Origin of the sequence: Chryseobacterium barbadense (assembly GCF_042849955.1) — a bacterium.
Taxonomy (GTDB): domain Bacteria; phylum Bacteroidota; class Bacteroidia; order Flavobacteriales; family Weeksellaceae; genus Chryseobacterium.
In genome coordinates this window covers 1-14,303 of record NZ_BAAFHL010000055.1, presented here as the reverse complement: position 1 = coordinate 14,303, position 14,303 = coordinate 1, and the positions used below count along the sequence as shown (strand labels likewise).

Here is a 14,303-nt window from a genome sequence, read left to right as displayed (position 1 = left end):
TTTCTCTCTTTTCCACAGTCTGTATCTTCCGATATTTCCGATGAAATTTAAAATGAGCAGAAACATGATCAGTTCAAACCATTTTGCTTCGTAAATTAATGCTTTTGCAGTAGGGGTTCCGTAATCGTTTTCTAAGAATGTTGCATAGGCCATAGCGAATGCATAAGCGAGCAACAACACAGCCATTGTTCTGGTTGAGATAAGAATATCCTGGAGCTTCTTCATGATTTTTTTACTTGACATGCAAAAATAAGGATGATTAATTAAAAGGTCGACAAAAAAAGCTGTTATTTATCATTTTAGAGCCTGCTTTTCCTTATTTTGATTCATTCTTAATAAGCTTTCATTTATAGAAAATTATTCATCGAAATGGCATAAAAATATGCGTTAGCAATAAGGATAATTTTCAAGAAAAAGATTCTTTTACTATTGAAAAAACATTAAATTTGCCCACATTGATATTATGGATAAAAAGACACAAACCAAACAAGCGGAATCGCCTGAAAAAGGCAAAATTTTATCTAAGCCCCGTATATTTTTCGGGCTTACCTTTATACTTTTTTCTGTAGTGCTCACCCTGTCGTTCATTTCTTATCTGATGAACTGGAAGGCTGATCAGAGCCAGGCCGGAACCATGCTCGACAAGAGTATAAAATCGTCTAACATTTTTGGAAAAGTCGGTGACTGGTTAGGAAATATCTTCATCTTCGAAAGTATCGGGGTTGCTTCATTTATTATCGCATTTTTATTCCTGGTTTTCGGAACGCTGATCCTTAAAAAGAAGATTTTTAAACCTTGGAAAACTGTTGGCCATTCCTTATTTTTCATTTGCTGGCTTCCTATTTTCATGGGAGCGGTTACCAAAGGACAAGGAGTGTTAGGCGGTGTTTACGGATATCAGATCATGGATTCATTAAATGCCATTATAGGAACCGTGGGCCTTTGGCTGGTACTGGCTGCGAGTATTATTTTATATTTCGTTTTAGAGTTCAACCTTCGTCCAAGTTCTATTAAAGCGAAATTAGAAGAAATTAATGAAAACACTATTGGAAGAGTAAAGTCCATGATGCCGAATTCTGATGAGAATTTTGAGGCTGATAATGAACTGGAAGAAGAAAGTAAAGAAACTTCAATAAATAATGTATCGGTTACAGACGTTACTGAAAATACTAATATTCAGGAACCAGTAAGTGTTCCGAAAGGATTTCCGGAAGTACCGGTTTCAACCAATTTAGAGCCTATTGCCACTCCGAATCAAACTTCATTTGATGAAGAGGAAGAAAAAGGCTTCTCACCCTCGGTTAATCTAAACCTTACTACAAAACCTACCACTCCTGTTGCCACGCCGGAACAGGCTTTTGATTTTAATACACCAACCACTACAGCTCCTAAAGAAGACATCAAATTCAACGTTGAAGTAGCCCCTGTTGTTGACATATTGGATGATTCTGACAGAAAGTCCCAGGAATTGGTGGAAAAGCACGGGCTTTATGACCATAAACTGGATTTAGCTAATTTCCATATGCCCACCGTAGATTTGCTGAAAGATTATGGAAGCGAAGAGATTTCGATCAACAAAGAAGAATTAGAAGAAAACAAAAATAAAATCGTCGGACTGTTAAAGAACTTTAATGTAGGAATTGCTGAAATTAAAGCAACCATCGGTCCAACGGTTACATTATATGAAATTGTTCCGGAAGCGGGAATCAGAGTGGCTGCCATTAAAAAACTGCAAGATGATATTGCATTGAACCTTTCTGCTTTAGGAATCAGAATTATTGCTCCGATGCCGGGAAAAGGTACAATCGGTATCGAAGTTCCAAGAAAAAATCCTACCATGGTTTCCATGCGTTCGGTGATTGCTTCTCAGAAATTCCAGAATACGGATATGGATTTACCGGTGGTATTCGGTAAGACGATTTCCAATGAAATTTTCATGGCGGATTTGGCCAAAATGCCTCACTTATTGATGGCAGGTGCAACAGGACAGGGTAAATCAGTCGGGATCAATGCGATTCTTACTTCCCTACTCTACAAGAAGCATCCAAGTGAATTGAAATTCGTTATGGTGGAACCCAAAAAAGTGGAACTTTCATTATACTCAAAAATTGAAAGACATTATCTGGCTAAATTACCGGATGCTGATGAAGCCATTATTACAGATACCAATAAAGTCATCAATACTTTGAATTCTCTTTGTATTGAAATGGATACAAGATATGACCTTCTTAAGAATGCGTTCTGTAAAAACTTAAAGGAATATAACAAGAAATTCAGCGAAAGAAAACTGAATCCTGAAAATGGACACCGTTATTTGCCTTATATTGTTTTAGTGGTTGATGAGTTTGCGGATCTGATCATGACTGCCGGAAAAGAGGTTGAATTACCTATCGCAAGGTTAGCTCAGCTAGCAAGAGCTGTCGGTATACACCTGATCGTTGCTACGCAAAGACCTTCTGTAAATGTAATTACGGGGATGATTAAAGCCAACTTCCCGGCAAGAGCTGCATTTAGAGTAATCTCCAGTGTGGATTCCAGAACGATCTTGGATTCTCCGGGAGCAGATCAGCTGATTGGTAAAGGAGATATGTTATATTTCAACGGAAATGAAATTTTAAGGCTTCAATGTGCCTTTGTAGATACTCCTGAGGTGGAAAGAATTGCAGAATACATCGGTGAGCAGAAAGGATATGCTTCAGCATTTATGCTTCCTGAATATGTTTCTGAAGATTCCACTAGTACAGTAGGTGCTTTTGATCCTAATGAAAAAGATGCCTTATTTGAGGAAGCGGCAAGAATTATTGTTTCTACGCAGCAAGGTTCCACTTCAATGCTACAGAGACAGCTGAAATTAGGATATAACAGAGCCGGAAGAATTATGGATCAATTGGAAGCAAGCGGTATTGTGGGAGGATTTAACGGAGCGAAAGCCAGAGAGGTTTTGATCAGTGACCTTCATTCTTTGGAACAGTTTTTGGAAGATCTGCGTAAATAAAAGGAAAAACGCCGATGCGTTTAACTTTTAAGATCAGAAAATGTCTAAAGATTAAAAGTATTAATTAGAAAAATGAAAAATATTATTTCAAAAGTCATATTGGGAAGTTTGGTGGTAGGAACGGTTGGATTAGCCAATGCACAGAAGATAGATGCAAAAGCTAAAAAAATCCTCGATGATATTACCGCAAACTATAACTCTAAAAAGAACACTTATTTTAAATTCTCTTTCGGAAGCGGAATCAAGGGGCACGTTACCAAAACAGAACCCGGAATCTACTATTCCGCAGGAGATAAGTATAAGTTGAAAATCATGGATACAGAACAGATTTTTGATGGAAATAAGATCTACAACATCAATGCTGAAGATATGGAAGTAACCATTGCCAAGCCTAACGGAAGCAGCAGCATGTTCTCTCCTATCAACTATCTTACCAGCTATAGAAAAGATTATAACGTAACTTATAACGGAAAGAAAACGGTAAATGGCGTGAGCGCAGACTTCATTAAACTGACTCCCGTAAAAGCAAATGGCCTGAAATATGTCTATCTGTTTGTAGATTCTGCTAAAAAACAAATGGTAAAACTGGAGCAACACGGAACCAACCAGGATGTTGCGGTAATTGCCATCAAAGAATATAAGGAAAACCAGGACCTGGACCCGAATATGTTTGTTTTTGATAAGAATAAGTATAAGAATTATATTGTTACAGAACTGTAAAATCGAAGATTTGTAAAACCGTAAATCTGCCTAATAACAGTAATTTCACAATTTTACGCATGAGCGATTTCACATTATTATAAAAATTTATAAAATATAGAAGCCACAAGTCAACTTTGTGGCTTTTTTGATTAATTTTGGCGCATGTTAAAAATACTAGACCGATATATCATAAAAACCTTCTTCGGGCCTTTTTTCTTTATATTCAGTGTATTGTTTTTCATTTTTATTGTGAACATTATCTGGGTACAGTTAGGTCAGTTTATGGGAAAAGGATTAAGCTACTGGCAGATCCTTAAGCTTCTTTTTTATCTGGGAGTAAGCGTTATCAGTATGGTAATGCCGCTTACCATTCTTCTGGCAAGCATTATGTCGTTCGGGGAATTTGGGGAACGATATGAGCTGGCTGCTATGAAGGCGGCCGGAATTTCATTAACAAGGGTAATGACACCTCTTCTGGGGGTATCCGTCATGTTAGCCGTCATGCTGTTCTTCTTTTCCAACAATATCATTCCCGATTTTCAGAGAAAAGCCAAAAATATGCTTTTCAACATTGCCCAGACGAAGCCTGCACTGAATTTCACTCCGGGTCAATTTATTGATCAAATTCCGGGATACATGGTGAAATTTGACAAAATATACGGGGAGAACGGAGAAAATATTGAAGGGGTATTTGTTCATAAAAAAGCCAGCACTTTCGAAAATCAGCAATCCATTGTAGCGGAAAAAGGGAAATTTGTTCCTGCTGCCAATAAAAACTTTCTTAAACTGGTTTTATACAACGGCTATGTATTTGAAGATAATTTAGCCGGAAAAGGTGAAAATGCAAGGTACAAACAGCCTGATCAGGCCATCAAATTCGACACCCTGGTTTCTCACTTCGATATCAGTGAAATTATCAATAAAGCTATTGAAAAGGAACAGATTACAGATGATTACCGTTTTCAGTCTTACAATGAGCTTTCCGGAACCATTATCAAGAACAAAAAGGATAATGATAAGTTCTTTGCTAACATAAGCAATGATGCGCTTAATCAGACCAACTCCATGGTCAGCTATATGGATAAGAACAAAGCCAAATCACCAGTAAAATCCCAGATTAAACTGGATACGGTGAAAACGGATAAAAAACTGGAGATTATCTATAATGCTTATAGCAGGCTGGATAATTTAAAGGTAACTCTTGAAGGAAAATCCAACGATATTAAACCTAATGTAAAATACTTCAGTAAGGTTGTGATCTACCAGCAGAGAATCATTTCCTACTCCGTTACTTGTATCATTTTCTTCCTTATCGGAGCCAGTTTGGGTTCTATCATCAGAAAAGGAGGTATGGGGGTTCCCGTAATCATTGCCATTGTTATCTTCATTATTTTTTATGTGATGAATCTTGCCATAGAAAATATTGCATGGGGTGGAAAAATGAATCCTTATCTTGCGGCATGGCTTCCTAATATGATACTCCTGCCTTTCGGGGTGTGGATGACGTACAAAGCGCTTACGGATTCACAACTATTTGATGCTGAAAAATACAAAGCATTACTTAAACCGATTACCAAGAGGTTTTCTAAGAATAAGGAACATAAGAGATATCAATAGGAATTAGAATATAAAAAATTAAAAGCTCTGGATTTTCCAGAGCTTTTTTATTTGGTTGATAATAACTCGTTTAAAAGAGATAATATTACTGTTTGATATGGCTTAAATATATTTTTATATTTGTCAATGCACTTTTCACACATCAATAGTTTGCGAGGTATTGCTATTTTAATGGTAATATTGGTCCATACTACTCAGCTCTTTAATTTTAATCCAATATTAATAAATCATATTTTTGCTTATGGTAAAATGGGAGTACAGCTGTTTTTTATAGCATCTGCTTATACATTATGCTTATCTAGCCATTTTCGTGAAAATGAGAAAAAGCATATCACTAAGTTTTATATAAGAAGATATTTTAGAATATTTCCCATTTATTATCTGGGTATTCTTATTTATTATTTACTTAATGCTTATATATCCGGGAATACAGAAAATTATACATTTAAAAATATAGTTTCAAACATTCTTTTTATTCATGGCTTAGTCCCTTCAGCAAACAATAACATTGTTCCCGGAGGATGGTCTATTGGTACAGAAATGTTATTCTATGCAGTTTTCCCCTTTTTATTTAGCTTTCTGAGTTCAGGAAGATCCTTTCTAAAAGGAGGTTTTATTATTTTAATTTCTCAGGCAATACTATTTTACTTTCAAAGAAAATCTAATTTTAATTATGAGTTCTTTTATTTTAATATTTTAAATCAGATTTCCGTATTCCTTATAGGTATTCTTTTCTTTTTGAATAAAGAGAAAATTAAAATAAATAAATATCTTTCCGGTTTGTTTTTCATTGTTTTCACAATACTTTCGATTTATATCAGTGGGAAAGAAGAATATTATAAATTTTCATTTAAAATAGTTCCGGTTCTTTCAGCAGTTTCTTTTTGTTTTTTATTTATCGTTGCGGAGAATTCTAAAATTGTTAACAACATTGTATTTCAGAAAATTGGAGTCAACTCCTACTCGATCTATATAATACATTTCATTCTTCCTTTCTATTTTCTTCCTAAAATGAATGGATATATAGATTTATTCTTTGCATATTTGCTTATCGTCACATCTTCTTATATGGTTTCAAAAATATTGAATAAGTTTATTGAAAAACCATTTATAAAAGCGGGCAATATTTTAATAAATAAAATTTAGATTCTTCATTTCGTTTTGCTACACTCAGAATGACATAAAAAAAAGAGGCTTCAAAAACGAAACCTCTTTTTGTATTTTCAAAACTGAAAATTATACCTTCATAATTTCAGCATCCTTCACTTTAAGATGCTCGTCGCAAAGCTTTACGTATTTATCTGTAAGAGCCTGAATTTCTTCTTCAACTCCTTTTACAACATCTTCAGAAACCCCTTCAAGCTTTTTAAGTTCTTTCAAACCGTCTTGCCTTGCATTCCTTACCACAATTTTTGTCTGTTCTGTTTCAGCTTTTGCCTGTTTTGCCAGGTCCCTTCTTCTTTCCTCCGTTAAAGGCGGAACATTCAGAATAATATTTTCTCCGTTATTTGAAGGAGCAAAACCTAAATTAGAATTGATGATTGCTTTTTCAATTGCGTTGATCGCTGTTTTATCCCAAGGTTGAATAGAAATTGTCATCGCATCCGGCACCGAAACATTAGCAACCTGGTTGATAGGAGTCGGAGCTCCGTAGTATTCCACCATTACATCCTGAACCATCGCCGTAGAAGCACGTCCTGCTCTGATCTTTTGAAACGCATGATCCAAGTGCTTGATAGCCGCCTCCATATCCTGCTTTACAGATTCTAATATAAGATCTAATTCTTCCATTATATATTTAAAATTTGATAGGTTACACATTTTATAAATGATGATTGATAAATGATAAGTAATAAGTAATGGGTAATAAGTAATAATTTTAAAAACCCTGATTCCTACTGCTCTTATTTACAAATCAACTAAAGTACCAACATTTTCTCCTTCTACAATTCTTAATAAATTACCTTCTTTGTTCATATCAAAAACGATGATTGGTAATTTATTCTCGTGGCTTAAAGTGAATGCAGTCATGTCCATTACTTTAAGGTTCTTTTCGAAAACTTCATCGAAAGATAATGAATTATATTTTACTGCATCTGCATTCTTTTCAGGATCGCTGTCATAAATTCCGTCTACTCTGGTTCCTTTTAAGATTACATCGGCACCAATTTCAATTGCTCTCAAAGTCGCAGCCGTATCTGTGGTAAAATATGGGTTTCCTGTTCCGGCTCCGAAAATAACCACTCTCCCTTTTTCCAGGTGTCTTACGGCACGTCTTTTAATGAAAGGTTCCGCTACTTTGTCCATTTCAATGGCAGATTGCAATCTTGTTTTAATTCCCGCATCTTCCAAAGCTCCCTGCAAAGCCATTCCGTTGATTACCGTTGCCAACATTCCCATATAATCTCCCTGCACTCTGTCCATTCCTTTTGCAGCACCCGCTACTCCACGGAAAATATTTCCTCCTCCTATGACGATGGCAACCTCACAGCCTTTATCCACTACCTTTTTGATTTCCGCGGCATATTCCTGCAGTCTTTCATTATCAATACCATATTGTCTGCTTCCCATTAAGGCCTCACCACTCAGTTTCAGAAGGATTCTTTTATATTTCATCTTTAATTTTTAATAATTTTTTTCAATTGGGAAATTTCCCTAAAATTTGACTTTGCAAATATAATCATTAAAAATATTGAAAAAAGAAAAATATTTACGTGTAAATAATGTTAGAAATATTTTGAAAAGTACGAAAAAGGATTATTTTTGCATTAATTATAAATTGAATTGAAGAAAATTATCATTTTTTCATTATTTCTGTCAGGATTGGTTTCTCATGCGCAAACGGGAGCCCATGTTTACCCGTTTTTAAATATTCCTGTTTCTGCAAGACAAGCCGCTTTAGGAGGTGATGCCATTACCATAAGAGATTATGATGTTTCTTTTGCAATTGCCAATCCGGCCTTGCTGAATAAGGACTCTGACAAACAGCTTTCGCTGAATGGAGCTGCTTATCTTGCCGATTCCAAATACGGAACCATTGCTTTTGCCAAAGATTTTGATAATGGCCACATGGCTACCGTTAATGCAAGGTATATGAATTATGGTGATATTCCGAGAACAGATGACAGCGGTTTCGAAAACGGAGACTTTACTGCTTCTGACGTTGCCATCGGGGCAGGCTACGCCTATCAGTTTGAAGAAGACTGGACTATTGGTGGAGGGATTAACTTTATTACTTCCAAAATTGACAATTACACCTCTTCTGCCATAGCGGGAAACGCCGGAGTTACTTATCATAACAAAAAAAGTAAAGAAGTGGTTTCTGTAGTTTTCAGAAATTTCGGATATCAATTCAAATCATTCAACGGAGACAGAGAGAAGCTTCCATTCAGGATAGATCTAGGGTATACCAAGATTTTAAAAGTTTTCCCTGTTGCCATTACCATTACGGCACACGATCTTCAACAGCTTGACATTTCTTCTGAATACAACGTCAACGGACAAGAAGTGAATATAGGAAGAAAAATTGCTGACCATTTCTCTCTGGGCGCAGAGTTATTCCCTGAAAAGAATTTCAATATCAGATTAGGATATAATGTAAAAAGAGGAAACGAGCTGGCCGTAGCAGACCAGAGAAACTTTTCGGGACTATCTGCAGGATTCGGGATCAAGCTTTCAAGATTCCGTATCGATTATGCCCATGTAAGGTACCACAATTCATCAAATGTTAATCAGATAGGTGTTTCTGTAGATCTTACCAGCCATGCAGGATACTAAATAACTTGAAATTTTTATCACTAAATACATAAGAACCTTAAGAAAATGTCTTAAGGTTTCTTGATTTTTAAGAAAATTTCTTGAAATTTGCGGTATGAAAAAACCTGTAATAGCTATCGATGGGTACTCGTCTACCGGAAAAAGTTCAATATCAAAGGTCATTGCTGAAAAGCTGGGACTTATCCATCTCGACACGGGTGCGCTTTACAGGGGAATTACCTGGTTTGCCCTTCAAAACTGTATGGATGAGAATGGCTCAATAAACTTGGACAATCTTTTTTCTTCGTTACAAACAATACAGCTTGAATTCAAAAATCAGGAGGGTGAGCTTATTTTGCACCTTGACCATAAGGATATTTCCAAAGAGATCCGGTGTAATGAAGTTTCCGACAATGTAAGCTTAGTGGCTAAGCAAAAGGAAGTACGGGATTTTTTACTGCAGTACCAGCGTGCTTTAGCTAAAAAAGGCGGAATTATTATGGATGGACGTGACATTGGGACAGTAGTTCTGCCCAATGCTGACTTTAAGTTCTTCCTTACTGCCAGTATTGATGAAAGAACGAAAAGAAGATATCATGAACTTTTAAGCTTAGGAATAGAATCCGAAGAGCAACAGGTAAAAGAAAACCTGGTTGAAAGAGACAGAATAGACAGTGAAAGAGAAATAGCTCCGCTAAAGCAGGCAGAAGATGCTATTGTAATAGATAATACCTTCCTTACCAAAGAAGAAACCATTGAAAGCATCTTGTCATATCTGAATAAGTTTTAACAAATTTTAATAAGACAAAATTTCCTTTGGTATATAAATTGTAATCATATATTACTGTAAAAAACTAATATTTATTAACTATTAAAAAAAACGAAAAATGTCTAAAAAAAACAATACAGCAGGTATATTGGCAGGACTTTTAGCAGGTGCTGCGGCAGGTGTGGTATTAGGAATGCTTTATGCTCCTGAAGAAGGTAAAGAAACGAGAAAAAAGATCAAAAATAAAGCAAACGATCTTAAAGATCAGGCTAAAAACAAGTACGGAGAAGTTTCTGAAAAAGTAAAGGACCAATACAGCAACATTTCTTCTACATTTAAAGAAACAGCCAGCAATGTAGCTCATACAGTGAAAGATGGCTATGACAAATATAAAGATCAGATTGTATCTAAAACTACGGATGTTGTAAAAGACGTAGAAGCAGAGTTAAATGATCTAAAAAAATAAGAATCAATAATTTTGAAATTATGAAAGGAACTTTGTGTAGTAAAGTTCCTTTTTTTGTAACTTTAAAAAAAAACAATGATAGAGACTATTAAAGAATATGCATCGAAGAGAATAGACCTGCTGAAAATTGAAGCCACTGAAAAGTCCTCACTTTCCGCAGGGATCATTACTTACCTTGTAGTATTATTAGTAGCTTTTGCTTTTTTTATCATTCTTTTCAATTTTGGGATAGCGTTTCTCATTGGTAAAGCATTAGATAATACTTCGTACGGGTTTTTAATTGTAGCAGCATTTTATCTTGCCGTGATGTTTGGCATTATTGCTTTCAAGAAAACCATTGTAAACTCGGTAGCAGATCAGGTTATTAAATTTTTAAATCATTAAACTATGGGCAGAAATTATGAAAGCTTAGAGGAATTAAGAAGAAAGAAAAAATTATTGAAGAATGAGATCAATGATTTGGAAGGCCTTCTTACTTTCAAAAATACCAAAGAAAGCTTAAGTGCCTTCACTAATGGTTTAACGGATCAGTATCTGCAGGAAAAAGTGGATGAGGATGGCGATGAGAAAATCGTGCTTAGAAAAGATGTCATTGCCAAACAGATTACTTCTGAAGTGAAAGATATGCTTATCAGCAAAAACACCGCCATGGGAATTGCCAATTCAGCGTTCAAGGGAAATGCAATGGATGCGGTTATCAAACTTGGAATCACCGCTTTAGTCGGAAATTATGCCAAAAAAAGCATGAGCAGCCCGAACTGGAAGAAAAAATTACTGGGTTTAGCCATGATTTATCTTGCTCCTGTTGCCTTAAAGTTTGTCAGAAAAAAATTGGAAAACTATCAGAAAAACAAAAGTGTTTCCAGTATGGAACAGCTGATATAAGACTTGAATGAAAATCAGAATATTTCCTTTAATTTACTCAGGTTTATTTTTGTGTTTTTTAAATTGTGGACTTGAAAAATGGAGCACTGGGACATTTCAGAATTATACGCACAAAAAATTGATGGAACTTCCAAAATATTATATAATATGATGCTTGGGGAGGCCGAGATTCACATGCTAATGGTTTTGTAATTTTAGATTCATCAGAAATATTTCAAATCGACCTACGGAATGAACTAAGAATGAAAAAAGGAGAAGTTTATCTTCATTAAAATGAAATAAAAAAGAAGAATTAAAGAGGATTGTGATAGAACAAAAAACTCTAAACCCAGCTACAAAAGAATTAATTAATGGTAGAACTTGCTTTTTAACACTCAAAAATAAAACACTTATTAGCCATTTTTCTGAAAGAGGGATATTCTGTGAAGTAAGGATCCCTAATTAAACTTTACCTAATTTTTAAAATTTCAATAACAAATGAAAAACATAACAACTATTTGTACTTTACTTTTTTCTACCGGCTTCTTATTTTCTCAAAATGCTGAATCTGACAAATCAGTTCAGATTATTGAGAAATCTATTCAAGCTCAAGGCGGTAAAGAACTTTTAAAAAGCATAAAAACACTGTATACCAATTCTGAAACAACTATGGATGGTAGACATGTTAATTGGGTAACAAAAGAAATGGCTCCTAACAAAGGAAGTTTCGAAATTGTTTATGAAGGCAGAGTTGTTTTTAAATCTTTTTATGATGGAAAAACTGGCTATGATGTGGTTAACGGGCAAAAAAAAATTGCAGACCAAGATCAGTTTAAAGATAAAAACTACAGAAAAAATATTATGAATTCTTTGGACTACATAGATCCAACCCTCTATAAGTTAGAATATATTGGTGAAGAAAAAGCGAACAATAAAGATTGTGACAAGATTAAGGCTACTCTAATTAACGGAAAAGTTAAATTGCTTTACTTTGATAAAGTTTCGAATTTACTTGTCAAATCAGAAGTGATAAAGAATCCCGAAAAAAATTCATTTTCAACTGTACTTTATGAAGATTATAAAAAATTTGGCGATCTAGTCTATGAAACAAAACAAACTTTCATCTCAGAGGATGGTAGTCAGGTAGCAAAAGTTGTTGATTTATATTACAATAAAAAAATTAATGAAAAGGATTTCAAATAAAAGTATTATCTATTGTACTAAGAAATTATTTAGAAAACAACTGCCCTAAAATAATTCCCGCTGCCATAGAAACATTCAGGCTTTCTGTGGACTGTGATTTCCCAAATCTTGGAATACTGATGCTTTTCTGAAGCAGTTTCTCTGTTTCAGGACGCATTCCGTTTCCTTCATTTCCTAAGATCAGGTTGATTTTTTCTGGTCTTTGGAAAGTATAGAGATTCTCCCCTTCCATATCGGTTCCTATATTGACATTTTTTGTCTTTGAAAGGTATTCCACGAGATCACAATATACTAGATTCACTCTTGTAAAAGATCCCATACTTGCCTGGATTACTTTGGGATTGTAGAAATCTACCGTATCATGACTGCAAATGATCTGTTCAATTCCAAACCAGTCAGCCAAGCGGATAATCGTTCCCAGATTTCCCGGATCCTGAATTCCATCCAGTATCAGCTGAACGCTCTGGTCTTCCATTTTTTCCTCAGGATTCAGGTAGCAAACCGCTATGGAATCTTTCGGAGTCTTTAAAAAACTCACTTTTTTAAGCTCATTTTCAGAGATATGGGTTACCGGTACATCGGTACGGTCTAATTTTTGTGGATCAGTAGAAAATATTTCTTTAATTTTAAAGTTAGATTCGAAGAGTTCACAAATGATTTTATTACCTTCAACCAAAAACAAATTGTATTTTTGTCTGAACTTCTTTTTATCCAAAGACTGTAAAATTTTTATTGTATGAGCTGTAAGCATTATAAGAATTCTCCTCAAAAATATTATAAAATTATTTCTTTTGCAACATTTGTTGGTCTCCTTTATGCTTGTAGCACTACGAAGAAGGTTCCTGATGGGGAGTATCTGCTTACGAAAAACAATTTTGAGTTTGAAGATAAAAAACAGTTTTTTGATGATGAATTGAAAAGCTATGTTCAGCAGAAGCCTAATAAAAAGCAATTGCTTTTCATGCCGGTAGGTTTATGGTTTTATAATATGGCCAATCCCAAATATGATACCATCCTTAATGAATATATGACCTACCCGAGCGAAATGAGAGACCAGAAATTACGAGATTCTCTTTTCCTGAAATATAATATGAAAAGTAGTGTGGGAAAAAGCCTGTTTTGGGACAGGTTATTCCACAGTTGGGGTTCGCCGCCTATAATTCTTGATCAAACCAGGACAGAAAAAGGTGCCGAATCTATCGACAAAAGACTTACTTACAGGGGATATTGGGACGGACAGGTGAAATTTAAACATGAACTCGATTCAGCAGCAAAAAAAGCAGCAGTAACCTACTATATCACGCACAATGATCCTACTTATATTAAGGATTACTACTACAATATTCCGGATGCCAACATTAAAGATCTATACAAGCAGAAGATCCATAACAGTCTTATAAAGTCTGGACAGATTCTTGACCAAACCGTTCTGGAGAAAGAAGTGGCAAGAATCAATGAACTGATGAGGGAAAAAGGATATTACAGATTCAATAGTTCCAATGAAGAGATCTACTTCGTGGCCGATTCACTGAAAAGCAGAAAGCAGGTTCCACTTACGCTGGAAATCCATAAAGATTCTGTGGACAGTCCTTATAAGATTGCCACCATTGGTAATATAGATGTAGCCGTTGTTGATGAAATGGGCGATTATTCTAAAAACACTTTTAAAGACAGTTTACGGGGAATTAGATTCCATAAAGTAAATGATCAGTATAAAACCAGGGCTTTGTGGAGGGCTATTACGGTAGGACACAAGCAGGTATATGATCAAAAAAAGCTGGATCTTACCAAGAGAAACCTTTTATCCATGAATAATTTCAGTATCCTGAAAGCCAGAGATTCATTGCGTAGAGGTGGTGACATAGCTCCTAATGACAGTATCATTGATGTTATGTATATTTTAAAGCCACTTCCTAAATATGAGCTTAAGG

At 35.2% G+C, this 14,303-nt stretch carries 14 protein-coding genes and 1 pseudogene; 11 read left to right on the top strand and 4 right to left on the bottom strand.

Going from position 1 to position 14,303, the window contains the following annotated elements; genetic code table 11:
- The coding region (locus ACGHIN_RS14420; protein ID WP_390454940.1) for a hypothetical protein at positions 1–225 on the bottom strand (225 nt) is incomplete at its 3' end.
- Between the two features lie 238 nt (positions 226–463).
- Between ACGHIN_RS14420 and ACGHIN_RS14415 the strand changes: the two genes are divergently transcribed.
- From ACGHIN_RS14415 to ACGHIN_RS14400, 4 genes are all read left to right on the top strand, one after another.
- Entirely contained in the window at positions 464–2,995 is a 2,532-nt protein-coding gene (locus ACGHIN_RS14415) for an FtsK/SpoIIIE family DNA translocase (RefSeq protein ID WP_390454937.1), read from the top strand.
- A gap of 72 nt (positions 2,996–3,067) precedes the next feature.
- A complete protein-coding gene (lolA1, locus tag ACGHIN_RS14410; RefSeq protein WP_390454934.1) occupies positions 3,068–3,715 on the top strand; it encodes an outer membrane lipoprotein periplasmic chaperone LolA1 in 648 nt (215 codons plus the stop codon).
- Positions 3,716–3,859: 144 nt separating this feature from the next.
- The gene (locus ACGHIN_RS14405) at positions 3,860–5,314 is read left to right on the top strand and encodes an LptF/LptG family permease (RefSeq protein WP_390454931.1); all 1,455 of its coding nucleotides are present in this window, start codon (positions 3,860–3,862) and stop codon (positions 5,312–5,314) included.
- Between the two features lie 126 nt (positions 5,315–5,440).
- Positions 5,441–6,460: an acyltransferase family protein gene (locus ACGHIN_RS14400; protein WP_390454943.1), complete on the top strand. Its 1,020-nt coding sequence runs from the start codon at positions 5,441–5,443 to the stop codon at positions 6,458–6,460.
- Positions 6,461–6,550: 90 nt separating this feature from the next.
- On the opposite strand, the gene frr is transcribed toward ACGHIN_RS14400, so the two are convergent.
- Positions 6,551–7,105, bottom strand: coding sequence for a ribosome recycling factor (gene frr / locus ACGHIN_RS14395; protein ID WP_390454928.1), 555 nt, complete (start codon positions 7,103–7,105; stop codon positions 6,551–6,553).
- Positions 7,106–7,222: 117 nt separating this feature from the next.
- Positions 7,223–7,930 carry a UMP kinase gene (pyrH, locus tag ACGHIN_RS14390; protein ID WP_390454925.1) on the bottom strand — a complete coding sequence of 236 codons (708 nt, stop codon included), beginning with the start codon at positions 7,928–7,930 and terminating at the stop codon, positions 7,223–7,225.
- 168 nt (positions 7,931–8,098) lie between these two features.
- Here pyrH and porQ point away from each other — a divergent pair, with 168 nt between their 5' ends.
- From porQ to ACGHIN_RS14360, 6 genes are all read left to right on the top strand, one after another.
- Complete coding sequence (gene porQ / locus ACGHIN_RS14385; protein WP_390454922.1) at positions 8,099–9,091, top strand: type IX secretion system protein PorQ; 993 nt, start codon at positions 8,099–8,101, stop codon at positions 9,089–9,091.
- Positions 9,092–9,185: 94 nt separating this feature from the next.
- The gene (gene cmk, locus ACGHIN_RS14380) at positions 9,186–9,860 is read left to right on the top strand and encodes a (d)CMP kinase (RefSeq protein WP_390454919.1); all 675 of its coding nucleotides are present in this window, start codon (positions 9,186–9,188) and stop codon (positions 9,858–9,860) included.
- Positions 9,861–9,957: 97 nt separating this feature from the next.
- Positions 9,958–10,305 carry a YtxH domain-containing protein gene (locus tag ACGHIN_RS14375; protein WP_121461814.1) on the top strand — a complete coding sequence of 116 codons (348 nt, stop codon included), beginning with the start codon at positions 9,958–9,960 and terminating at the stop codon, positions 10,303–10,305.
- A 75-nt stretch (positions 10,306–10,380) separates the two neighbouring features.
- Positions 10,381–10,689, top strand: a complete 309-nt coding sequence (locus ACGHIN_RS14370) for a phage holin family protein (RefSeq protein ID WP_390454915.1) — start codon at positions 10,381–10,383, stop codon at positions 10,687–10,689.
- A 3-nt stretch (positions 10,690–10,692) separates the two neighbouring features.
- Positions 10,693–11,190 (top strand): phosphoribosyl-ATP pyrophosphatase, encoded by a 498-nt coding sequence (locus ACGHIN_RS14365; RefSeq protein ID WP_245140994.1) that lies wholly within the window; start codon positions 10,693–10,695, stop codon positions 11,188–11,190.
- Positions 11,191–11,667: 477 nt separating this feature from the next.
- A complete protein-coding gene (locus ACGHIN_RS14360) occupies positions 11,668–12,372 on the top strand; it encodes a hypothetical protein (protein ID WP_390454912.1) in 705 nt (234 codons plus the stop codon).
- 25 nt (positions 12,373–12,397) lie between these two features.
- Here the strand turns inward: ACGHIN_RS14360 and ACGHIN_RS14355 are convergent, their stop codons facing one another.
- Complete coding sequence (locus ACGHIN_RS14355; RefSeq protein ID WP_390454909.1) at positions 12,398–13,123, bottom strand: TrmH family RNA methyltransferase; 726 nt, start codon at positions 13,121–13,123, stop codon at positions 12,398–12,400.
- On the opposite strand from ACGHIN_RS14355, the pseudogene ACGHIN_RS14350 reads away from it, so the two are divergent.
- Positions 13,109–14,303 (top strand): annotated as a pseudogene (locus ACGHIN_RS14350) (translocation and assembly module lipoprotein TamL); the annotation flags it as partial. The gene ACGHIN_RS14355 and the pseudogene ACGHIN_RS14350 sit on opposite strands and share 15 nt — an antisense overlap.